Below are 21,061 nucleotides of genomic sequence, written 5' to 3' on the forward strand. Positions count from 1 at the left end.
TCTTAAACCGGTGCGCGATAAAAATCAGCGCGGGTCCGGGCCGTCGCGCGACGCGATCTGCTCGACCAATTCGACGATGGAGCGGCGCATTTTGGAATCGGTGATGCGCGTGAACGCGCGCGTCAGCGCCAGACCCTCTGACGTCGCGAGGAAATCGGACACGTAGGCCGGAGAGGCACCGTCCCCAAACCCGTCCGCATTCGCTATGCCGCTCGGCCCGCCATCGAACAGAAACGACACCGGCACCTGCAAAATCTCGGAAATCTGCTGCAGGCGGCTGGCGCCGACCCGGTTGGTGCCCTTTTCGTACTTCTGAACCTGCTGGAACGTGAGGCCGAGCGCTTCGCCGAGCTTTTCCTGACTCATGCCCAGCATGATGCGGCGCATCCGGACGCGGCTGCCGACATATTTGTCGACCGGATTGGGCGCTTTGGTGGACATCTGCATCACTCCTAGGATTGCGCGCCGGGAATGAGGCAGTGGAAATCTATGCCTCAGGCGCGCCAGTACCGTCATATCCTGCTCGGAGGATCGGGTAGAATTGCGGACGATCTGAGCAACGGAAGTGACTGGTTGTCGTATTTTGCTTGCAAGCGCAGAAAGCGAATCGCAGGCTGTCTGTCAACTGGTGGAGCCGCGCACGTAGCGTTTTTAGTAAACCAGTGACAACCCGGTCGTGCGAATCTCAGGCAGCGTGCTTCGCAACACGGCGTCTGACGACGACCAACAAGGCTGCGGCCACAATCACGGCCGCCGGGATATCTCCAAGGCGAGCATAAACCGTCGGCGACAGCGCGAACGGCAGGCTGGCATCCAGCACGCCTTCGATGCCGAGGCCGAGCTGTGCCACAATTCGCCCCGAGGGATCGATCACCGCCGAGATGCCGGTGTTGGCGGCGCGCACCATCGGCAGACCTTCTTCGATCGCACGCAGCCGCGCCTGCTGCAGGTGCTGATAGGGGCCTGTTGAATTTCCAAACCAGCCGTCATTGGTCAGGTTGACGATCCAGCCGGGGCGGTCGTCACGCGCTGCAACATTTCCGGGAAAAATCGCCTCATAACAGATCAACGGTAGCGCGCGCGGCGCATTCGGTATCTCCATCGCGCGGTGCCGCGTGCCCGGAATGAAGCCGCCGTGGACTTTTGTAAGCTGCACGAAGCCGAGCTTCTCCATCCATTCCTGAAACGGCAGATACTCGCCGAACGGCACCAGATGCAGCTTGTCGTAGACCGACAGCACGCCGCCGTCGTGGTCGATCACATAGATCGAATTGTAGGCGCGGGAGACGCGCACGCCGGGCGGGGTGTCCGGAGCGCGCACCGAGCCGGTCATCAGCACCGTGCCCTTGGGCAGGAGCTCCGCGATCTGTGCCATCGCGTCGGTTTCGCGCGTCAGGAAAAACGGGAAAGCCGATTCCGGCCAAATCAGGATTTGCACGTCGCGCACGCCGGTGGACTGCGGGCCTGAAGCGCGGTCGGACAGAGCAAGGTATTTCTGCATCACCTCCGCTTTGGCGCCATAGTTGAATTTGACGTCCTGCTGCAGGTTCGGCTGCATGATACGTAGCTTGACCTTGGTCAGGGCCGTCGGCTGCAGCGACAGCCGCACGGCGCCGTAAATTCCCATCGCCGCGAGCAGCAAGAGTGCCGCCACCGGCGCGATCCAGGGCTTGCGGCCGCGCGATGAGCCGTCGATCAGCGCCGCCGGGCTGGCAAAGATCGCAACACTAAGGAAGGTCATGCCCCACAGCCCGATCAGCGACGCCGCCTGCGCCAGCGCCAAGGGCTCCGACAGCGCGTAGCCGAAGGCATTCCAAGGAAATCCCGATAGCATATAGCCGCGCAGCCATTCGCTGACCGTGAGCCCGATCGCGAGCGCCAGAACCCGCGACGCATCCCCGCGTCCAGATCAGCCGCGCCAGCGCGAAGCCGAGCGCCGGAAACAAGGCGAGATAGGCCGGCAGGCCGAGCACCGCGAACGGCATCAGCCAGGCAAAGGTCGGCGCGTCGACCAGGAAGGCGTTGCCGATCCAGTAGAGCCCGGGCACGAAATAGCCGAGCCCGAACCAGAAGCCCGCCATCGCCGCCGCCGGCACCCCGCGCCATTTTCCGGCCGCCGCGCCGTCGATCAGCCAGATCACGACCGGAAACGTCACAAACAGCACCGGCCAGGCGTTGAACGGCGCCATCGAAAGTGCCGACATGGCGCCGGCGACGAGCGCGATCGCCGCGCGCTTCCAGCCCCAGGCCAGGATGATCGAAAGTCCCGCGACGCGGAATTTGCTGGTTGAGATCACTGCGAGCCGGCTCCATCGCCGGAAGCCGGCGGCGTGTTGTCGTTGGTCGGCGCCGTGCTGGTGTCGGGAGCGGCCTCGCGGCGGCTTCGCTCGCGCGTCGCGCGCGGCGCGGGGCGTTCTTTCCGAATCCCGATCCGCAGCCGCTTGACGCGCCGCGGATCGGCATCGAGCACCTCGATCTCGAAGTTGCCCGGACCGGCAATGACCTCGCCGCGCACGGGCAGCCGGCCGACCTGGGACACCAGATAGCCGCCGAGGGTGGCGACTTCCTCGCTCCCCTCGCCGGTCACGAATTCCTCGCCGATCATCTTGCGCGCATCCTCGAGGCTGGCGCGGGCATCCGCGATGAAGGCGTTATCTCCCTGGCGGACGATCGATGGGGGCTCGTCGCTGTCGTGCTCGTCGTCGATTTCGCCGACGATCTGCTCGACGATGTCCTCGATCGAGACCAGCCCGTCGGTGCCGCCATATTCGTCCACCACCAGCGCCAGGTGGATGCGCGAGGCCTGCATCTGCGCCAGCAAATCGATCGCCCGCATCGACGGCGGCACGTACAGGAGCTTGCGGATGATGTTGGCCTCCGCCAGCGGCATTGCGAGGTCGACCGCGCGCAGGTCGAGCCCCGCCGGGAACGGCTTCTTGCGCTTGGGCTTGGTGGTATCGCCGACGCGCGCCTTCGCGGTCATGAACGCCAGCAGGTCGCGGATGTGAACGATGCCTTCGGGGTCGTCGAGGGTTTCGTCGTAGACCACGAGCCGCGAATGCGCCGCGCTCTCGAACAGGCCCATCAATTCGCCGAGCGGAATATCCCGCTTGACCGCGACGATGTCGGCGCGATGCACCATCACGTCGGCGATCCGCCGCTCGTTGAGACCGAGGATGTTGCGCAGCATGGTGCGCTCGATGGCGGAGAAGCCGGCATCGTCAGGGGTGGAAGTATCGAGCACCACCTGAAGATCGGCGCGCACCGATCCCGCCCTCCAACCGAACAGCGTGCGGATCGCCCGTATCAGCCAGCTCTCGGCGGTCGGACGTATAACTTCGCCTTCCTGCACCACCACGGGCAAGTTGCGCGTGTCGCGCGGGTTGTCCTGTATCGGGTCGGAGTCCGGCATTTCAGTCCATCCGCTCCCGGTCCGCATACGGATCGGGAATGCCGAGCTGCGCGAGAATCTCTCGTTCGAGATCCTCCATGGCCTCGGCGTCCTCGTCCTTCTCGTGGTCGTACCCGATCAAATGCAGGAACCCGTGAACCGCAAGATGGCTGAGGTGATGATCGAACGGCTTTTCTTCCTCATCGGCCTCTTTCCGGGTGGTCTCATAGGCGATGGCGATATCGCCGAGCATACGCGGCGCGTCCGCAGGCGCGCCCGCGGCCGGCTGCAGCGCCGGAAACGACAGCACGTTGGTGGGCTTGTCGATGCCGCGCCAGTTGCTGTTCAGCGTGCGGATTCCGGCATCGTCGGTCAGCATGACCGCAAGTTCCGTATCGCCGACGTCGGCATCGGCAATTTCGGCCGCCGCATTGATGGCGCGATGGATCACCGCCTCGGCCTCCGGCTCGGCCTGCCAGCAATCGGCGACGGCGAGAACTTCGGTGAGGGGAAGGACGGACGACACGAGCGTTCCAGCGGTTTGCATTGCAATGTTGGGGTTACGGCCCCGGCCTGCCGGCGGCAGGTCCGGGCGCGAAGAGTTTGCGGTCAAGATTTTCCGGTTGCCGGTTTCTGCGGCAATCCCTCATAGGCGGCGACGATCCGCGCCACCAGTTCATGGCGGATGACGTCTTCCGCGGTGAATTTCACCTGCGCAATGCCTTCGACGTTGTCGAGCAGCTTGCAGGCTTCGGCAAGCCCCGAAGCTTGTCCGTTCGGCAGGTCGACCTGCGATGGATCGCCGGTGACGATCATGCGGCTGTTCTCGCCGAGCCGGGTCAGGAACATCTTCATCTGCATCGACGTGGTGTTCTGCGCTTCGTCGAGAATGATCACGGCATTGGTCAGGGTGCGGCCGCGCATGAAGGCCAGCGGCGCGATCTCGATTTCTCCGCCTTGCAATGCACGTTCCACCACTCGCGCGTCCATCAGGTCGTACAGCGCGTCGTAGATCGGCCTCAAGTAAGGATCGACCTTTTCGCGCAAGTCTCCAGGCAGGAAGCCGAGCCGCTCGCCGGCCTCGACCGCAGGCCGCGACAGGATGATGCGATCGACTTCCTTGCGTTCGAACAATTGCGCGGCATGCGCCACCGCAAGCCAGGTCTTGCCGGTGCCGGCCGGGCCGATGCCGAACACCAGCTCGTGGCGTTTCAGGGCGCGGATGTAGGAATCCTGCGCCGCGGTGCGCGCGCGCACCGGACGCTTGCGCAGGTTGATGGTCTCGAACGAGGGCTTTGCGGTCTTGGCGTCGAACTCGAACAGCGAGCCCTGCGCGAGGACGGCGCGGATCGCGCCTTCGACTTCGCCCTGCGAGAGGTCGTGGCCCTGCACGGCCTGTGAATAGAGCGTCTCCAGCACGCGCCGTGCGGCGTCGCAGCCGTCACGCGAGCCGGCGATGGTGATGTGGTTGCCGCGGGAATCGACCACGACGCCGAGCCGCCGCTCGACCAGCGCCAGGTTCTGGCCGTAAGGGCCGACGAGGGCGGAAGCGGCGCGGTTGTCGTCGAAATCGATAACGACCTGGGTCTCGGGCGGTATTTGCATGTCGCGGTCAAATTTGCGGCTGGGAGCGAGCGAAGACGAATCCGATGCGCTTTTTGGCAAGGGTTCAGGCTCCCCGAATTTCTTGAGAAGATCTGGTCATGTCTGGAAGCATTGAGGATCCGGGCTGCGTGGAGCGGCCAGCGAGTTCGCCGAGCAGGCTGTAACGCTCCAGGCTCTCGATCCTGACCGGCAGCACCTGTCCGATGATGTCGGGCGAGGCAAACACATGCGCGGGCTGAAGATAGGCGGTGCGGCCGACGATCTGGCCGGGATTGCGGGCCGCGCGTTCGAACAGCACATCGACGGTGTTGCCAATCATGGCCCTGTTGAAGGCCGATTGCTGACTGTCGATCAATTCCTGGAGCCGCACCAATCGCTCGTCCATTTCAGCCGCTGACACCGTCTCCCGCATGTCCGCCGCCGGCGTGCCGGGCCGCGGCGAATATTTAAACGAATACGCCGCAGCGTACCCGATTTGCGTGACAAGCGCGAGGGTCGCGGCAAATTCTCCCTCGGTTTCGCCCGGAAAACCGACGATAAAATCCGATGAAAATGCAATATCTTGGCGCGCCGAGCGAAAACGGTCGATGACGCGGCGGTAGTCATCGGCGGTATGCCGGCGGTTCATGGCGGCAAGAATCCGGTCGGAGCCGGACTGCACCGGAAGATGGACGAACGGCATCAGGCCTGCGAGATCGCGATGCGCTGCAATGAGCGAATCGTCGACGTCGCGGGGATGGCTGGTCGAATAGCGCAGCCGCACGATGCCCTCGATTTCCGCCAGGCGATGCAACAGTTTGCCGAGCGGCCAGGTCCGGCCATCGGGGCCCTCGCCGTGATAGGCGTTGACGTTCTGCCCGATCAGGGTGATCTCGCGGACGCCGTTATCGGCCAGGCGCTTCACGTCGTCGACGATCTTTGCGACCGGGCGCGAGACTTCCGCGCCGCGCGTATAGGGCACCACGCAGAAGGTGCAGAACTTGTCGCAACCTTCCTGCACGGTGACGAAAGCGGAGATGCCGCGCGCGCGGATCGCATCCGGCTTGGGGGCGGGGAGAAAGCCGAATTTGTCCTCGACCGGAAATTCGGTTTCCAGCGCGCGACCTTCGCTCTTCGCGCGCGCCAGTAACTGCGGCAAATGGTGATAGCTTTGCGGCCCGACCACGACGTCAACCGTCGGCGCGCGGCGGATGATCTCTTCGCCCTCGGCTTGCGCGACGCAGCCGGCAACCGCAATGCGCATCTCGCGCCCGTTGCGTGCCGCCTCGTCCTTGGCGACGCGCAGCCGGCCGAGTTCGGAGTAGACCTTTTCGGACGCCTTTTCCCTGATGTGGCAGGTGTTGAGGATCACCAGATCCGCGTCGTCAGCGCTTTCAGTCTCGACAAAGCCCTCGCCCGCCAGCGTATCCACCATGCGTTGCGCATCGTAGACGTTCATCTGGCAGCCATAGGACTTGATGTGCAGCTTGCGCGGCGGCTTCATGGAACCTTGGGTGTTGGTGGAAATAGCGCCCTGGCGGCGACTGCGGCTCAAATATAGCCTAAACGGCCAAAAAGCCAGTGTTTGAGGCCGTCATTCCGGGGCGCGCATAGTTCGATGCATGCGCATCGCCCCGGAACGACGGGCAGGCTCAGTCCGCATTCCCCCAGAGATCGTACAGTTCGGGCGGCGGAACCTCCACCCATTGGTTGCCAAGGTTGATGCGATAGGGTGCGCTGCTCGAGGGCCCCGACAGACGCCACAACTTTGGATCGACGAGGCGACCGTTGGCACGCACCCATCGAGCGATTGGTTCGAGCGCCGCCGCCTGCTTTGCCGGCGCCAGGGTAAATCCGCCCAACATCACGAAGCGCAGTTGCCTGTCCGAGGCCAGCCGTTCGATATCGGAAGGTTTCAGGATCGGATCGTCGCCGAGATATCCGCCCATCGCCATGACGGGCAGGCCTGTCGAGATAATGAGCGGCGCGGCGACGTTTGCGTTGGGAACCGCGACGAGAAAGTTTGCGGCCTCGCGATTGGCGATCAGGTAGCTGCTAAGTTTCTGGCGGGAGGCTTCCAGCCGCGATGTCCGCCATGTCACGCGTTCAGTGTCTGGCGGTGCGAGCAGCGCGCTCATATTGGCAACCGGCGCCGCTATGTTCGGGCGCCTGAGAACGACGCTCGCGGCGGTCAATGCCGGCGGAACGAGCAGCGCGCCGATCGCTATGACCGCGAACAGTTTTGATAATGTGTTCTGCAGCGGAAACACGTAGAGAACGGTCGCGCAAATTGTGACGACCCCGATCACCGTCAGCCATGTCAGGCTGAGCCAATCAGACCCGATCGTTTCGGACTGCGCCACGCAGAGATACGCCTGCCACGCGGCCGTGGCCACGACGATCAGCGGCAGGAATATCCGCGCTGGTGTGCCCGCCTTCCACCTCGACCAAAGCCCGGCGACCGCGATGCCGGAAAACACCGCGAGCGGTGGGCCGAGCACGGCTACATAGTAGGTGTGGATCAATCCGCCCGCAAAGCTGAGCACTATCCAGTACATCACGAGCCAGCCTGTCCAGACAGCGGCGGCGATGCGGCGTGATGCCGGCGTGGCCGGAGCCGATGCATCGGACCAGGCGAAAACGAGGCCTGCGAGCGCAAGCGGAAGCAGCCAGGCAAATTGCGTCGCCGCCTTCGGCCGGAACAGGCGAAGAAGACCGGTTGGCGAGTCATCCGTCATAACGGGTTGCGACCGGACTTCCGCGCCTGCAGGCGCCGTCTCGCCCGAGACGGCGGGGGGAGGGGGCGCCGAACTCGTCGCGAGGAAGCGGGCCGCGCCATTATGCACCAAGGCGAGCTCCAGCATCGAATTGTGTTTGGTGCTGCCCGCATAGGGCCGGTTCCGGGCCGGCGCGAAATCGAAGAAGATCGCCCAAGATAGCGAGACGGCAACAAGCACGACGCCCGCGACGGCCTGTCGCCCGATATGCCAGGTGATGGGCGCGGTCGGCCGGGCGAGGCTGAACGTCAGCGCCACGACCGGCACCAGCACCAGCGCCGCTCCCATCTTCACGTTGAAGCCGACTCCGATCGCGGCCATCGCGGCGCAGAGCATCGCGAGCCGGCCGGTTTCGGCGGCCCGCATTGCGAGCCATGCGCCGGCGAGCAGAACCAGGATGAGACAGCTCTCGGTATTGTTGGAGCGGTCGACTGCAACATTGACCGGGCTGAGCGCGAGCGCCAGCGCGGCCACGGCTCCGGCCGTCCTGCCCCAATATTTCTGCACCAGAACGTAAACGATCAGGACCGCGGCCAATCCCGCCATCACTTGCGCGAGCAGAATCGAAAGCGCGCCAAAGCCGAACAGTTTGGCGCTGGCGACCTGCAGCCAGATCGCCACCGGCGGCTTGTCGATGGAGACAAAGCCGGCAGGGTCGAACGCGTTGAAGAGGAAATTGTGCCAGCTACCGAGCATGCTGCGCACGCCGGCGGCATAATACTGTCTTCCAAAATCGTTCTGCGAAAGTTGCCAGGTTCGCGCAAGCGCAGCCAGCGCTACGATAAGCGAGAGCGGCAAGGCCGTCTTCAATATTTGGCTGTCGGGTAATTTCAGAATGCGCCGCTCCCCTCGCGCAGGTCGATCTGAAATTATCACCTGCGGCGCCGGCGCCCAGTTAACTCGCGGCAAGGTATCTCACGTCCCGGACGCGTCGCAGCGCATCACGCCGCAAGCCATGGCACGTCTAAGCCGCGCGTGAACGCGCTGTTGGGGCTGCGCATCCGGCAAAAACTGACGCTCACTTGATTCCCAGGACGTCCTTGAGTTCTGTCGCTTTCTTCATGCACCCTTGTTCGTCGCCAGCCTCGGACATCTTGCGGGCTTCGGCCATCAGTTGGTTGGCATGTTCGGCGCTCTGGGTGCTGCTCTTGCTAGTGACTTGCTCCTGATGCGGTGAGGTGGGCTGCACGGCCGTTGCCGTTGATCCGGTGGTTTCAGGCTCAGCGCTCTTTTGCTTACCTGCCAGAACCTCCTCCTGGTGCTTGGTCCCCGGCAATCCCGATTCGCTCGCGCCCGTCCCAGCGGAAACGATATTGGGTTCGAGCTCCTTCAGTTCCTGGTTACAATCAGCAAACGCTGGCGGCGCGAGGATAAGAGCGAATGCTGCTGCGGTCACTATGCGTGTAGACATCTGAACCTCCTGCTTGAGGTTGTCTCTCGCTCGAAATGAGGGATACAGGAAAACGTCCACAGATATTCAGTGGTTCCTTACATGCCGAAGGTGTCGGTGAAGATCCTGCTTTATGAAGCAAAGCGGACATTGACCGATTCTCAGTACAGAGCCTGGTTCGGTGTTGCCTCAACTCCGATCTTCTCAAGAAGCCCGGGCAATTGCCGCATATCGTCGAAAACAGCGACGGCTCCGGCATCGCGCAGCCTGTCCCCATAGCCGGGGCGGCAATGGCTGCCGCCGTGAAAACCGAGCACGGTCATGCCGGCGGCGCGGCCGCCGGTGACGCCGGGAACGCTATCCTCGATCACGATGCAGCGTTCCGGTGAGGTATTCATCTGCTTGGCAGCAAACAGAAACAGGTCGGGCGCAGGCTTGCCGCGGCTGACCTGCGTAGCGGAGAAAATATGCGGAGCGAGTTGGTCATAAAGGCCGGCGCAGGTGAGGCCGTGGCGAATTTTTTCCGGCGTTCCGCTCGAAGCCACGCATTTGGGCAGGCCGATCGCGCCAATCGCGTCACTGACATGCGCGATCGCCTGCAAATCGCCCTCGTAGAACTTCAGCGTGGCCGCCTTCACCTGTTGTTCGAAATCATCGGGCAGTCTTCGGTCGATCTCGCGTTCGATGGTTTGGCGCGCCTCGCGGTCCGACACGCCGAGAAACCGTTCGAGAACCTGTTCTGCCGTGATCGGATAGCCGTGGCGCGTCAGTGTCTCCGCATGCGCGCGGCATGAAATGACTTCGCTGTCGACCAGTACGCCGTCGCAGTCGAAGATGACCAGATCGAAGTTCGGGTTCAAGTTGGCACGCGATCAGGATTTGTCGTCGTCGAGCGGCACGCAATAAAGCTCCAGCCGGTGATCGACCAGTTTGTAGCCGAGCTTGCGGGCGATCTCGGCCTGCAATTTCTCGATCTCTTCGGAGGTGAACTCGATCACTTTGCCGTCGCGCAGATTGATCAGATGATCGTGGTGGCTGTCGGGCATCTGCTCGTAGCGCGCGCGGCCCTCGCGGAAATCGTGCCGCTCGATGATGCCGGCATCCTCGAACAGCTTGACGGTGCGATACACCGTCGAGATCGAGATCTTGTCGTCGACCGCGACACAGCGCCGGTAAAGCTCCTCGACATCCGGATGGTCGGCCGATTCCGCGAGCACACGCGCAATCACCCGGCGCTGTTCGGTCATGCGCATGCCGGTGGCGGCGCAGCGAGCCTCGATGCCGGTATTTTTTTGCGCAGACGGGGATTTCAGTACGGGCATGACCTTGGGGCCTTGAAGAACACGTCGGGGCTGTTGTGCCACCCTGCGCATATTACGACAAGTCACGCCGCATCAGAAGTGCATTCAATTGCTCCCCGCCGGGCTGCTGATAGTAGCGTTCCCGGCGGCCGACGACCTCGAAGCCGGCCCATTCATACAGCCGCCGCGCCGGCTGATTATTCTCTTCAACCTCGAGGAACACCTTGCGCACGCCGTGGCCGGCGAGATGGCCGAGGTGCGTCAGCAACAGGTTGCGTGACAGGCCGCGGCCGCGCTCAGTCGCGTCGATGGCGATCGACAATAGCTCCGCCTCGTCGGCCGCCATGCGCGACACCGCAAAGCCGATGATCTTGCGCCCGAGCCTGAGACGGTGAACGAGCGTGTTGCGCTCGGTCAGCATCACCTCGAATTCGCCTTCGCCCCAGCCGCGGTGAAACGATGCGCCGTGCAGTTGCGCCAAACGTCGCGCATCGCGCGGAATGGCCGGTTCGATCACCGAAGTGCCGCCGCCCCACCATTCGGTGAACCATGTCATCATGATGCCGGCGGCTGCGGTGCGTCGGACAACGGACTTTTCGGCGGCTTGGCGTCGGGCGCGCGCAGATAATAGGGCCGTGCCGGTGAGCTCTCGGGATTGACCGCGGCGCCCAGCCACGCCACCCAGGCGATGTCGGGCGCGGCCTGCTGATTGATTTTGAAAGGCGGCGGCGCATCGGCCGGCCAGCGCTCGGCCATAATTTTCGCCGCATTGCCGACCAGATGCGGCGCGCCGAAGCGCGCCGCCTCGAGCGCTTCGGCGATCGGCGCCACCTTCGGCTTGACCAGCGAACTGCCGTCGCCGCCGAGCACCTGGAAATAGACGTGATCATGCCGCGCATCGATCGCGGCGATGACGGGATGTTCGCTGCTCTCGCTGACGATGGGGGCGGCAAACACGGTCAGTGTCGTCACGCCCACCACGGGCTTGCCTGCGGCGAGGGCAATGCCGCGGGCGGCGGAAAGGCCGACGCGCAATCCGGTAAAGCTGCCCGGACCGGTCGTCGCGGCGACGCGGTCGAGCGCGGCAAAGGCAACGCCGGACGCCTTCATGACGCGCGCGATCAGCGGCATCAGGGCCTCGGCATGGCCGCGTTTCATCGCCTGCGATTCCCGGGCAATCAAACCGCCCGCGCTGGTGTCGAGCACGGCCGCGGCACAGGCATCGAGCGCGGTATCGATGGAAAGGATCAGCATGAGGGGGCGAATAGCGAATGGTGAGTGGAGAATAGATTATCGATATCCGTCTCTATTCGCCACTCGCTACTCGCCATTCGCTCCTCATAACGTCGGCTGGTGCTTCGTAGGGTGGGCAAAGGCGCCCTTCGCGCCGTGCCCACCATATTGGTCGTGCCGCGGATTGGTGGGCACGCGGAGCCTGTCATCGGGCGCGCATTCGCGCGACCCGGTGGCTTTGCCCACCCTACGAGATCCCTTACATCGGCCGGACTTCGACCACGTCGGGCACGAAATGCCTCAACAGATTCTGTATGCCGTGCTGCAACGTCGCCGTCGAGGATGGGCAACCGGCGCAGGAGCCCTTCATGTTGAGATAGACAACGCCATCCTTGAAGCCGCGGAAGGTGATGTCGCCGCCGTCATTGGCGACCGCGGGGCGCACCCGCGTCTCGATCAGGTCCTTGATGGTCGCCACCGTGTCGGCGTCGGCTTCGTTGAAGAACTCGCCGTCCTCGTCCGCCGCCTCGTCATTGCCGACGGTGCCGTCCGCAAGCAGCGGCGCGCCGGACATGTAATGCTCCATGATGGCGCCGAGGATCGCCGGCTTGAGGTGTTGCCAATCGCCGTCCGCCTTGGTCACGGTGACGAAATCGTAGCCGTAAAACACGCCGGACACGCCTGATACGCCGAACAGTCGCTCTGCAAGCGGCGAACGGGCGGCGGCTTCGCGGCTAGAAAATTCCATCGTGCCGGTGTCGAGCACGGTGCGGCCAGGTATGAATTTCAGGGTGGCGGGATTGGGCGTGGCTTCGGTCTGAATGAACATTGGTTTTCTCCGGCGTCGCCGGTTCAAGGCCGGCGCGTGGGGTGTCCCATAGCAGATGGCGACGGCGCGCGCACGGTCAAGGGCGGAAATCAGAAATTCTTTAACCAGATCAAGCCCTAAGACAGCCCGTCGATCTCGGAATCGCTGAGATCGCCGGGGACGATGACGACGGGAATTGGGAACGAGCCGGCGGCCTGGGCCATCATGCTGATCAGCGGCCCCGGCCCCTCGGGACCCGGATTGGCCGCCAGCACCAGCATCGAAATATCGACGTCCTTGTCGATCACGTCGAGGATCTGGGTGGTGGGATCGCCCTCGCGAATCACCCGTTCGGGCGTGATCGCGGCGATGCCGTTGGCGCGGCCGGAGGCGCGGTCGAGCGCTTCATTGGCGGCGTCCTCGGCCTCGGCGCGCATCAGGTCGGCGACGCCGAGCCATTGCTGGTTCTGGTCTTCGATGGCGATGATTCGCAGCATCACCACGCCGCCGCCGACGCGCACGGCCCAGCGGCTGGCGTAATACACCGCGCGGTCCCATTCCGCGGTGTCGTCAACGATGACAAGGCATTTCGGTTTGTGACCCGTCTCGTAGCTTCGTCGCTGGGTGGTCATGCATGTCCCGGTGCTGCGCCAAACCGCCGCATGCTGCCACGGCGCAGCCGCTTTCGACAAGCGGCGACGCTGTTCCTCCACCCTCCCCCTCCAGGGGAGGGTGAACACCATCTCCGGATACGTTCTAGCTCTTTCGGATGAAACCGACGATGTCCCGTGTCGCCCGCATGGTTTCGTCGGCGAGGACGCGCGCGCGATCGGCGCCGTCGACCAGGATCTTGTCGACATGGCCGGGATCGGCGACCAGCCGCTTCATCTCGGAAGCGATCGGCGCGAGTTTTGCCACGCAAAGTTCCACCAGCGCATTCTTGAAGCTGGAGAACTGCCCGCCGCCGAACTCTTGCAGCACATCGGATTTGCTCCGCTCGGCCAGCGCCGCATAGATGCCGACGAGATTGTCGGCCTCGGGGCGATTTTCCAGCCCCATTTCCTCCGACGGCAGCGGTTCCGGATCGGTCTTGGCTTTCCGGATTTTTTGCGCGATCAGGTCGGCGTCGTCGGTCAGGTTGATGCGCGAATTGTCCGAGGCGTCCGATTTCGACATTTTCTTGGTGCCGTCGCGAAGCGACATCACCCGCGTCGCCGGGCCGGTGATAAAGGGCTCCGGCAGCGGAAAGAACGCGCCGTCGTTGAAGCCGTGGCCGCGAATCGAATCGCCGAAATCATTGTTGAACTTCTGCGCGATGTCCCGCGAGAGCTCCAGATGCTGCTTCTGGTCCTCGCCGACCGGCACATGGGTGGCGCGGTACAGCAGAATGTCCGCCGCCATCAGCACCGGATAATCGTAGAGCCCCACGGACGCGTTCTCGCGGTCCTTGCCGGCCTTCTCCTTGAACTGCGTCATGCGGCTGAGCCAGCCGACCCGCGCCACGCAGTTGAAGATCCAGGCGAGCTCGGCGTGGCCGGCGACCTGGCTCTGGTTGAACACGATGTGCTTGTTCGGATCGATGCCGGCGGCGATGAAAGCCGCCGTGACCTCGCGGGTGTTGCGGGCCAGTTCCGTCGGGCCGCCCCAGACGTCCACGCCTTGCGTGATCGCGTGCATGTCGACGACGCAATAGATGCAGTTATGGGTTTCCTGCATCTTCACGAAGTTGACGATCGCGCCGAGGTAATTGCCGAGATGCAGATTGCCCGTCGGCTGGACGCCCGAAAATACCCGTTCAACAAAAGCCATTGTCAGCTTCCCCAAGGATCCTGTCTCGGATGCCTGTTTCGCGCCGTCGTTTGCCACGCAGGGGCTATCAGCGCAAGCCAGGCATGATCCGGAAAAGTGGGTACCGGTTTTCCGAAAAGATCATGCCCAAATTAAAGAGGTAGAGCAGGATGACAAAGTCATCGTGCTCTACCCCTTTGTTTGCCTGACGGCGTTAACCGCGTCGCGCCAGCCGATGACGCCGAAAACCCTTAAGAGCAGGCCGTAAATCGCAATTCCTGCCGAGATCACGACCAGCAGCAGGATGGCCTGCACGAGGCCATGTGCGCCCGAGGTGAGGGAAGGCAGCGACCGCGTCGCAAGCCACAGCAACGCGCCCATCGCCAGTGCCGCCAGCGCGATGCGCGGCAGCCGCCGTTTTGCTTCCGTGTCGATCGAAAACCCGAAGGTTTTCGCGCCGCGGCGGATCAGGCTGAATGCCATGCTCCAGGCGCCAACAGCAATGGCCGCCGCGATGCCCTCAGTGCCGTACCAATGGCTGAGCAGAAAGGCAGAAGCGATCGCCAGCACCACGCCTTTCAGCGCGGCGGTCAGCGGCGTCATCGTATCCTCGCGCGCAAAGAACGCCGGCGACAGCGCCTTCACCAGCACATGCGCCGGCAACGCCAGCGTCAGCCACATCAGCGCGCGGGCGGTGGCTTTGGTGTCATCGGCGGTGAACGCGCCATGCTCGAACAACAGCCGCACGATCGGCGCAGCTAACACGATCAGGCCGAGCGTTGCGGGCAGTGCGAGGCCAACCGCGAGTTCGAGGCCGCGGGATTCGGCATGAGCAACGGCGGCACAGTCCTCAGCCCGCACCGCGCGCGTCAGTTCCGGGATCAATACCGTGCCCATCGCGACGCCGACAATGCCGAGCGGCAGTTCGACCAGCCGGTTGGCGAAATAGAGCCACGACACCGCCGACGGCGACGAGGACGCGATGATCGCGCCGGCCACGACAAGCAATTGCGGCGCGCTCGATGCCATCATGCCCGGCACAGCCTTGCCGAGAAAGCCGCGGATCTCCTGGTCGAACGAGACCCGCAAGGGTGTCGCGACGTTCCCGCCACGGCGCAGCACCAGCACGGAGAGTTGCAACAGCCCGGCGATGCCGACGGTCGCGGCGATGATCTGCGCGGCCCGGGTGGCATCCGGCTGCACGACCAGCAGCATGGCCATCACCGCGATCAGCGCGATGTTGAACAGCAGCGGCGAAAACGCGGTCAGCGCAAATCGCCCCTGTGCGTTCAGCAGCGCCATCATCACCGTCACCGGACCGGCAAAGGCGAGGTAGGGCAGCATCAGCCGCGCATTGTCTGTCGCGAGCTGCAGCGTCTCGCGGCCGGCAAATCCCGGCGCCAGCACGGTGATGACGAGCGGCATCACGAGCGCCAGCAACGCCGTGGTAACGATCAACACAGCCGTGATCGTGCCGAGCACGCGCCCCGCATATGCCGCCGCAGCCGCCACGCCGCCGGTCTCTCGGACGCGCAGCCATGAAGGCACCAGCGCAGCGTTCAGCCCGCCCTCGGTCAGCAGCCTTCGCACCACATTGACGAGCTGAAACGCCGCCAGAAACGCATCCGCCACGGACCCCGCGCCCAGCAGCGCGGCGAGCGCGGAGTCGCGCACGAATCCGAGCAGCCGCGAGGCCAGCGTTCCCGAGGATACCGTGAGGAAAGAGCGGATCATGGCGGGCTGTACAGCAGCAGCTTCCCTTGCTGGCGCTACGCCGATCTGGTAGGCCGCAGCCTTCTTAGCCGCGCTCGGCTTCTTCGCGCAACGCCGTAAACAGGACGGATGAATGACTGACGCAAAATACGACGTTCTCGCTATCGGCAATGCGATTTTCGACGTCTTCGCGCAAACCGATGAGAAATTCCTGGCCGACCACGGTATGACCAAAGGTGGCATGGCGTTGATCGACGAGGCCCGCGCCGCGTCGATCTACCGCGACATGGGGCCGGCGACGGAGGTGTCCGGCGGATCGGCCGCCAACACCATTGTCGGCATCGCCAATCTCGGCGCCCGCGCCGCCTATGTCGGCAAGGTCAAGAGCGACCAGATCGGCGGTCTCTACACCCACGACATCCGCGCAGCAGGCGTAGCCTTCGAAACCAGGGCCGCGTCCGACGGCCCCGCCACCGGCTGCTCCTACATTCTGGTGACGCCGGACGGCGAGCGCACCATGAACACCTATCTCGGCGCGGCGCAGGACCTGCGGCCGGCCGACATCGACGAGGCGCAGATTGCGGCATCGCGCATCGTCTATCTCGAAGGCTATCTCTGGGATCCCCAAAACGCCAAGGAAGCCTTCGTCAAGGCAGCGGGCATCGCCCATGGCGCGGGCCGACAGGTGGCGCTCACGCTGTCGGACTCATTCTGCGTGGATCGTTATCGTGACGAATTCCTCGATTTGATGCGCAAGCGCACGGTCGACCTCGTCTTTGCCAACGAGGCCGAGCTACATTCGTTGTACCAGACCTCGGATTTCGAAGGCGCGCTGAAGCAGCTCCGCGAGGATACCAAACTCGCCGTCGTCACCCGCAGCGAGAAGGGCTGCGTCGTGGTGTCGTCCGATGGCGTTGTCGCGGCGCCGGCGTTCCCGATCGAAAAGCTCGTCGACACCACCGGCGCCGGCGACCTGTTCGCCGCCGGTTTCCTGTTCGGCCTGGTGCGCGAGGCGAGCCATGAAATGTGCGGCCGGCTCGGCGCGCTGGCGGCAGCCGAGGTGATCCAGCACATCGGGGCACGGCCGCAGGTGTCGCTGAAGGAATTGGCGGGGCAGAACGGGTTGCCGGCGTAGGGCACATTCTCTCCACTCGTCATGGCCGGGCTTGACCCGGCCATCCACGTCTTCTCTAAGTGCTCCGACGAGCGGGGTCTACGGGCTTTCGATGAGGCTCAATTTCGCCTAGAAGTTGATCGTGAACGAATCCACCTTCCACCCGGAGGACAAGGCCGTTAGCGAGGTCCACAAAGTGATCCCCGAGGCGCCGAAGAAGCCGCCGTTCTATGCGGACGCGTGGTTCGCGCGTCTCGATGAATTTGGTGGACGCGATTTCTTGCCGAACGGTATCCCCGACGAGCCTCCGTCTGAACCGGACCCGCGCGTCTTCTTCGACGAATGATCTGATGAAGGACGACTACGACTTCTCGACCGCCAAGCGCGGCAAGTTCTTTCGGGAGGGTGCGCGCCTAGTGCCGCCGATCCACCTCGATCCCGAGGTGTTTGACTATCTCTCCACGCGGGCCTTGGCGCAGGGAGTCTCGCTGAGTTCGCTGGTGAATTCGCTGCTCAAGAATGGCATCGAACTGATCGATGCAGGTAAATAGCATCATGCGAAGGCAACGACGGAGGCTGCCATGCGAGTCTCGAAGTGGGGCGACAGCCTGGCGGTGCGCTTGCCCAAGACGCTGATCGAGAAGATGGGTCTGAAGGTCGGAGACGAACTTGATATCGTCGACGTGGTCGACCGAACGCTGTTCGTTCAAAAAGAAGATCGGCGCAAGGCCGCGTTAGAGCGCTTGGCCTCCCTCAATTGGATTCTTCCTGCCGACTACAAGTTCGATCGGGGCGAGGCCAACGAGCGGTGAATGCGTTTGGGCCTGTGCGGCGGCTCGCGGCAACATCGCCTCAGCACTGATTTGCCCCCTCGCGCAAATCAAAAACCGCCCCTCCCGCAAAAATAATTCGCTTCGCGATTGACCAAAATCACCCGTACAACTTCCGCCATCCCGTCCCACTTCAGAGGGGCGTTTCGCGATCGTCACTAAACGCGGGGCGGGGTGCGGTGGACGCGGCAGCGTCGGGCGCGCAGACGTCGTCGCAGGGCGGGCTTCTTGTGAGTTCGTGAGCGAAGGGACGGCACGCAGACGACCGATGCTAAGGCGCCTCTCGCCAGAACTCGGCGGATGGGTACCAAGCCCGTCGAGGCCTCTGGCGTAGGGCGTGCCGCGTACGGCCAAGTCGTGTGGTCCTGGCACCCGTGGCTGGTGTCAAGTCCGCGGAGGATGTGCCGGCCCAACCGGGGCGGCTCCATCCGTCAATCCGCGGATGACGGTGGCTAAAGGAATTCGCACACCGGGGAGATCACGAAGTACGCCGTAAAACCATTGCGCAGGGAAGGCCGGATGCTCTCCGCTGGACCTGTATGCTCGTGTGCGCGTTCTTTTTGCGCAATTGCACACGAGACCGCGGGTGCAGCGCGCACCCGGTCTTCCCTGCGCCCTCTGTTCCTAGGGAGGGCGAACGAAGATGCAAACCTCGGGCAGTTCATGTCGCGAGATCGCGAAACTGTATCTCCGTCATTGCGAGCGCAGCGAAGCAATCCATTGTCACCTCATACGCGGAAAGATGGATTGCTTCGCTGCGCTCGCAATGACGTTACGGAGACAGCGATGATTGAATCGAGAAGCCGCGGCGTACTGGATGCCCCGCATGCGCGGGGCATGACGGCCGTGGATGAGGTGAGCGCGTACAGCACAAGCAAGCGTCGCCGCCCTCGTTGTTCATTTTCCAGATGCTCGCCACGAACTCCGCTGGGCCCTCTCCCCCCTTGCGGGGGAGAGTTGGAGAGAGGGGTAAGCCACGCACCACACCGGCGCTCGTGGCTTACCCCTCTCCCTGACCCTCTCCCGCAAGGGGAGAGGGAACGGAGGGAGCGTGCTGTGACGCACGAAGAGCAAAGGCGATCGCGTCGCCTCTTGCGATCACGCCGCGCGCTGGCCGCTGCCGGCATCGAGCCCGGCATAAACCCCGCGCTCAAACCCTGCAAAAGTCTCCAGGCACGTCGCATCGGCGAACGGCAACAACTGCATCAGGATCACGCCGCTGACGTCGCGCGCCGGGTCGATCCAGAAATAGGTGTTGGCGAGACCGGCCCAGGCCAGGCTGCCGGCGCTGCGCCCCTCGGCCGTCTTGGCGGTGTTGATGAGGAACGAGAGCCCCCACTTCTTGACGATATCGGGATAGAGATCGACGTCGTTGGTGTAGATCGGCGCCACCGTCACCATCTTGCCCATCGTGAGATCGCCGATGTGGTTCTGGCTCATCAGCGCAACCGTCTCCGGCTTCAGCACCTCGTTGCCATTGCCGCGGCCCTTGTTGAGAATCATCTGGGTGAACTTGATGTAGTCGGCCGCCGTGCCGTAGAGGCCGCCACCGCCCATGTGGAATTCCGGCGCCTGTTCGAGTTCGAACGGGATCGGCGCCAGCGAGCCGTCCGCGCCGCGGGCATGCATGCCGACCAGCCGCTGGCGCATGCTGTCAGTGATCTTGAAGGCGGTGTCGTTCATGCCGAGCGGTGCCAGCAGATGATCGCGCAAATACGCATCGAGCCGCTTGCCGCTGACGGCTTCCACTGCCTGGCCGACGAAATCGATATTGGTGCCGTATTCCCAGCGCGTGCCGGGCTCGGTCATGATCGGCGTCTTCAGCGCGGCGAGCTGGCAGGTGGTGATCGCCGGGGTTCCGGTCTTGTCGAGATACTGCGCGCACTCGACGCTCCACATGTTGTAGGCAAAGCCGGCGGTGTGGGTCATCAGATGGCGCAGCGTGATCGGCTTCGTCGCGGGACGCAGCTTCGGCTCGCCACTGGCGTCGAAACCTTCCAGCACTTGCGGGCTGGCGAGGTCAGGCAGCACTTTTCCGATCGGCTCGTCGAGCGAGAGCTTGCCTTGCTCCACGAGCTGCATGCCGGCCGCGGTCGTGATCGCCTTGGTCATCGAGGCGATCCAGAACACGCTGTCGGCGGTCATGGCATCATCCTTGGAAAGGTCGCGCTGGCCGAACGCGCCCTGGTAGATCACCTCACTCCCGGTAGCCGCCATCGCGACCACGCCGGGAATTTCCTTCGCCTCGCATTTCTGACGCAGAATCTGATCGATCGCGGCTTTGCTTTGCATGGGGCACCTCCCGTTTGTTTTTATGGAGTGGCGCGATCTTCCTCCCGGCCGCGTGATCCCGCAAGCGCTCGGCGGACGCCGCCGCCGATGTCGCGATCTCGTGATAAGCAAGGAGGGTGGGCAGCAGGCGCGCCGGGCTGGCGGCACAAAACGGCAACACATCGCCGCATTCTGCGGGGGACGCAGGGCAATGGCGGTGACCGGTTTAACCATCCACGATAACGTGATTAGGCCTGCGATTCCCTTCGCCGATCTTTTTCAGTAAGGCGTTCAGTTTCCAGCACAAACGCCAGCGCGTTGGCTGGGGTCAAATTAACCAAAATGGTTGTCATTTTTCCGCTTGTGCAAAGGTGCGCAATGATTTCGACCTGGAGTGAATGGAAACGCTATCCCCGTCCCGGGCGTGGCGAAAATATCGAGGCGCCGATCTCGCCCGGAATCTACGAAGTCCGCTACGCCGGTACCGGCGCGCTGCACTCGTTCGAGGCGGTCGACAACGTCGCCCAGGCGCTGGCGCAACTTGCGGTTGGCTCCAAATCCTGGTTCGGCCGCCGCGATACGGCCAAATTGCCCGATCTCGAATACCGGACCTGCGCGACCTCCTCGAAAGCCGACGCCAAGGCGGCCGCGCAGCGCATGATCGGCCGCCGCGAAACCTATATGAGCGGCGCGGCGTGATTAGCCCCGTCATTCCGGGGCGATGCGAAAGCATCGAACCCGGAATCTCGAGATTCCGGGTTCGCTTCGCGCCCCGGAATGACGGCCGGGCTCAAAATTGCTTGAAGCAGACCCGCGTCTGGCGCCGGTGCATCGGCGCTGGTTTGGGCCTATACTCGGACC

21 protein-coding genes and 1 pseudogene are annotated in these 21,061 nt (G+C 63.6%); 5 read left to right on the top strand and 17 right to left on the bottom strand.

Annotated features, from left to right (window positions below):
* Positions 1–24: 24 nt before the first annotated feature.
* The 16 genes and pseudogenes from V1277_RS15525 to murJ all read right to left on the bottom strand — a co-directional run bounded on the left by V1277_RS15525 (position 25) and on the right by murJ (position 16,006).
* Positions 25–441 carry a helix-turn-helix domain-containing protein gene (locus V1277_RS15525; protein ID WP_334365927.1) on the bottom strand — a complete coding sequence of 139 codons (417 nt, stop codon included), beginning with the start codon at positions 439–441 and terminating at the stop codon, positions 25–27.
* Between the two features lie 244 nt (positions 442–685).
* A pseudogene (gene lnt, locus V1277_RS15530) lies at positions 686–2,297 on the bottom strand (apolipoprotein N-acyltransferase).
* Positions 2,294–3,412 carry a hemolysin family protein gene (locus V1277_RS15535; protein ID WP_334417080.1) on the bottom strand — a complete coding sequence of 373 codons (1,119 nt, stop codon included), beginning with the start codon at positions 3,410–3,412 and terminating at the stop codon, positions 2,294–2,296. The pseudogene lnt and the gene V1277_RS15535 overlap by 4 nt, the downstream one beginning before the upstream one ends.
* 1 nt (position 3,413) lies before the next feature.
* A complete protein-coding gene (gene ybeY, locus V1277_RS15540; RefSeq protein WP_334420384.1) occupies positions 3,414–3,938 on the bottom strand; it encodes an rRNA maturation RNase YbeY in 525 nt (174 codons plus the stop codon).
* Positions 3,939–4,000: 62 nt separating this feature from the next.
* Entirely contained in the window at positions 4,001–5,056 is a 1,056-nt protein-coding gene (locus V1277_RS15545; RefSeq protein WP_035726726.1) for a PhoH family protein, read from the bottom strand.
* A 4-nt stretch (positions 5,057–5,060) separates the two neighbouring features.
* Complete coding sequence (gene miaB, locus V1277_RS15550) at positions 5,061–6,479, bottom strand: tRNA (N6-isopentenyl adenosine(37)-C2)-methylthiotransferase MiaB (RefSeq protein ID WP_334417081.1); 1,419 nt, start codon at positions 6,477–6,479, stop codon at positions 5,061–5,063.
* A 148-nt stretch (positions 6,480–6,627) separates the two neighbouring features.
* Complete coding sequence (locus V1277_RS15555; RefSeq protein WP_334417082.1) at positions 6,628–8,550, bottom strand: ArnT family glycosyltransferase; 1,923 nt, start codon at positions 8,548–8,550, stop codon at positions 6,628–6,630.
* Positions 8,551–8,770: 220 nt separating this feature from the next.
* Positions 8,771–9,163: a hypothetical protein gene (locus V1277_RS15560; protein WP_334417083.1), complete on the bottom strand. Its 393-nt coding sequence runs from the start codon at positions 9,161–9,163 to the stop codon at positions 8,771–8,773.
* A 140-nt stretch (positions 9,164–9,303) separates the two neighbouring features.
* On the bottom strand, positions 9,304–10,002 hold the full coding sequence (locus V1277_RS15565) for an HAD family hydrolase (protein ID WP_334417084.1): 699 nt from the start codon (positions 10,000–10,002) through the stop codon (positions 9,304–9,306).
* A 12-nt stretch (positions 10,003–10,014) separates the two neighbouring features.
* Positions 10,015–10,464: a Fur family transcriptional regulator gene (locus V1277_RS15570; RefSeq protein WP_028347833.1), complete on the bottom strand. Its 450-nt coding sequence runs from the start codon at positions 10,462–10,464 to the stop codon at positions 10,015–10,017.
* Between the two features lie 52 nt (positions 10,465–10,516).
* Positions 10,517–11,002: a ribosomal protein S18-alanine N-acetyltransferase gene (rimI, locus tag V1277_RS15575; RefSeq protein ID WP_442894490.1), complete on the bottom strand. Its 486-nt coding sequence runs from the start codon at positions 11,000–11,002 to the stop codon at positions 10,517–10,519.
* Positions 10,999–11,697: a tRNA (adenosine(37)-N6)-threonylcarbamoyltransferase complex dimerization subunit type 1 TsaB gene (gene tsaB, locus V1277_RS15580; RefSeq protein WP_334417085.1), complete on the bottom strand. Its 699-nt coding sequence runs from the start codon at positions 11,695–11,697 to the stop codon at positions 10,999–11,001. Before tsaB ends, rimI begins: the two co-directional genes overlap by 4 nt.
* Positions 11,698–11,935: 238 nt before the next feature.
* Positions 11,936–12,505, bottom strand: a complete 570-nt coding sequence (locus V1277_RS15585) for a NifU family protein (protein WP_334371446.1) — start codon at positions 12,503–12,505, stop codon at positions 11,936–11,938.
* A gap of 116 nt (positions 12,506–12,621) precedes the next feature.
* Positions 12,622–13,116: a universal stress protein gene (locus V1277_RS15590; RefSeq protein WP_057844710.1), complete on the bottom strand. Its 495-nt coding sequence runs from the start codon at positions 13,114–13,116 to the stop codon at positions 12,622–12,624.
* A gap of 124 nt (positions 13,117–13,240) precedes the next feature.
* Positions 13,241–14,293: a tryptophan--tRNA ligase gene (gene trpS / locus V1277_RS15595; protein ID WP_334417086.1), complete on the bottom strand. Its 1,053-nt coding sequence runs from the start codon at positions 14,291–14,293 to the stop codon at positions 13,241–13,243.
* A 168-nt stretch (positions 14,294–14,461) separates the two neighbouring features.
* A complete protein-coding gene (murJ, locus tag V1277_RS15600; protein WP_334417087.1) occupies positions 14,462–16,006 on the bottom strand; it encodes a murein biosynthesis integral membrane protein MurJ in 1,545 nt (514 codons plus the stop codon).
* Positions 16,007–16,118: 112 nt separating this feature from the next.
* Between murJ and V1277_RS15605 the strand changes: the two genes are divergently transcribed.
* From V1277_RS15605 to V1277_RS15620, 4 genes are all read left to right on the top strand, one after another.
* Positions 16,119–17,120 carry an adenosine kinase gene (locus V1277_RS15605; RefSeq protein WP_334417088.1) on the top strand — a complete coding sequence of 334 codons (1,002 nt, stop codon included), beginning with the start codon at positions 16,119–16,121 and terminating at the stop codon, positions 17,118–17,120.
* A 121-nt stretch (positions 17,121–17,241) separates the two neighbouring features.
* The gene (locus tag V1277_RS15610) at positions 17,242–17,445 is read left to right on the top strand and encodes an AbrB family transcriptional regulator (protein ID WP_334417089.1); all 204 of its coding nucleotides are present in this window, start codon (positions 17,242–17,244) and stop codon (positions 17,443–17,445) included.
* 4 nt (positions 17,446–17,449) lie between these two features.
* Positions 17,450–17,650, top strand: coding sequence for a hypothetical protein (locus tag V1277_RS15615; RefSeq protein ID WP_334417090.1), 201 nt, complete (start codon positions 17,450–17,452; stop codon positions 17,648–17,650).
* 30 nt (positions 17,651–17,680) lie between these two features.
* Positions 17,681–17,911, top strand: coding sequence for an AbrB/MazE/SpoVT family DNA-binding domain-containing protein (locus V1277_RS15620; protein ID WP_334417091.1), 231 nt, complete (start codon positions 17,681–17,683; stop codon positions 17,909–17,911).
* Positions 17,912–19,027: 1,116 nt separating this feature from the next.
* On the opposite strand, the gene V1277_RS15625 is transcribed toward V1277_RS15620, so the two are convergent.
* Positions 19,028–20,221 carry a serine hydrolase domain-containing protein gene (locus V1277_RS15625; RefSeq protein WP_334417092.1) on the bottom strand — a complete coding sequence of 398 codons (1,194 nt, stop codon included), beginning with the start codon at positions 20,219–20,221 and terminating at the stop codon, positions 19,028–19,030.
* Between the two features lie 357 nt (positions 20,222–20,578).
* Between V1277_RS15625 and V1277_RS15630 the strand changes: the two genes are divergently transcribed.
* Positions 20,579–20,899 (top strand): hypothetical protein, encoded by a 321-nt coding sequence (locus V1277_RS15630; protein ID WP_334417093.1) that lies wholly within the window; start codon positions 20,579–20,581, stop codon positions 20,897–20,899.
* Positions 20,900–21,061 lie beyond the last annotated feature (162 nt).

Origin of the sequence: Bradyrhizobium sp. AZCC 1588 (assembly GCF_036924735.1) — a bacterium.
In the GTDB taxonomy this organism is placed as follows: domain Bacteria; phylum Pseudomonadota; class Alphaproteobacteria; order Rhizobiales; family Xanthobacteraceae; genus Bradyrhizobium.

Coding starts and splice junctions, on each gene's coding strand:
- V1277_RS15620 (WP_334417091.1), top strand. CDS start 17,681: ATGCGAGTCTCGAAGTGGGGCGACAGCCTGGCGGTGCGCTTGCCCAAG.
- murJ (WP_334417087.1), bottom strand. CDS start 16,006: ATGATCCGCTCTTTCCTCACGGTATCCTCGGGAACGCTGGCCTCGCGG.
- V1277_RS15590 (WP_057844710.1), bottom strand. CDS start 13,116: ATGACCACCCAGCGACGAAGCTACGAGACGGGTCACAAACCGAAATGC.
- V1277_RS15560 (WP_334417083.1), bottom strand. CDS start 9,163: ATGTCTACACGCATAGTGACCGCAGCAGCATTCGCTCTTATCCTCGCG.
- V1277_RS15605 (WP_334417088.1), top strand. CDS start 16,119: ATGACTGACGCAAAATACGACGTTCTCGCTATCGGCAATGCGATTTTC.
- V1277_RS15570 (WP_028347833.1), bottom strand. CDS start 10,464: ATGCCCGTACTGAAATCCCCGTCTGCGCAAAAAAATACCGGCATCGAG.
- V1277_RS15525 (WP_334365927.1), bottom strand. CDS start 441: ATGTCCACCAAAGCGCCCAATCCGGTCGACAAATATGTCGGCAGCCGC.
- V1277_RS15625 (WP_334417092.1), bottom strand. CDS start 20,221: ATGCAAAGCAAAGCCGCGATCGATCAGATTCTGCGTCAGAAATGCGAG.
- trpS (WP_334417086.1), bottom strand. CDS start 14,293: ATGGCTTTTGTTGAACGGGTATTTTCGGGCGTCCAGCCGACGGGCAAT.
- ybeY (WP_334420384.1), bottom strand. CDS start 3,938: ATGCAAACCGCTGGAACGCTCGTGTCGTCCGTCCTTCCCCTCACCGAA.
- V1277_RS15615 (WP_334417090.1), top strand. CDS start 17,450: ATGAAGGACGACTACGACTTCTCGACCGCCAAGCGCGGCAAGTTCTTT.
- miaB (WP_334417081.1), bottom strand. CDS start 6,479: ATGAAGCCGCCGCGCAAGCTGCACATCAAGTCCTATGGCTGCCAGATG.
- rimI (WP_442894490.1), bottom strand. CDS start 11,002: ATGATGACATGGTTCACCGAATGGTGGGGCGGCGGCACTTCGGTGATC.
- V1277_RS15630 (WP_334417093.1), top strand. CDS start 20,579: ATGATTTCGACCTGGAGTGAATGGAAACGCTATCCCCGTCCCGGGCGT.
- V1277_RS15585 (WP_334371446.1), bottom strand. CDS start 12,505: ATGTTCATTCAGACCGAAGCCACGCCCAATCCCGCCACCCTGAAATTC.
- tsaB (WP_334417085.1), bottom strand. CDS start 11,697: ATGCTGATCCTTTCCATCGATACCGCGCTCGATGCCTGTGCCGCGGCC.
- V1277_RS15535 (WP_334417080.1), bottom strand. CDS start 3,412: ATGCCGGACTCCGACCCGATACAGGACAACCCGCGCGACACGCGCAAC.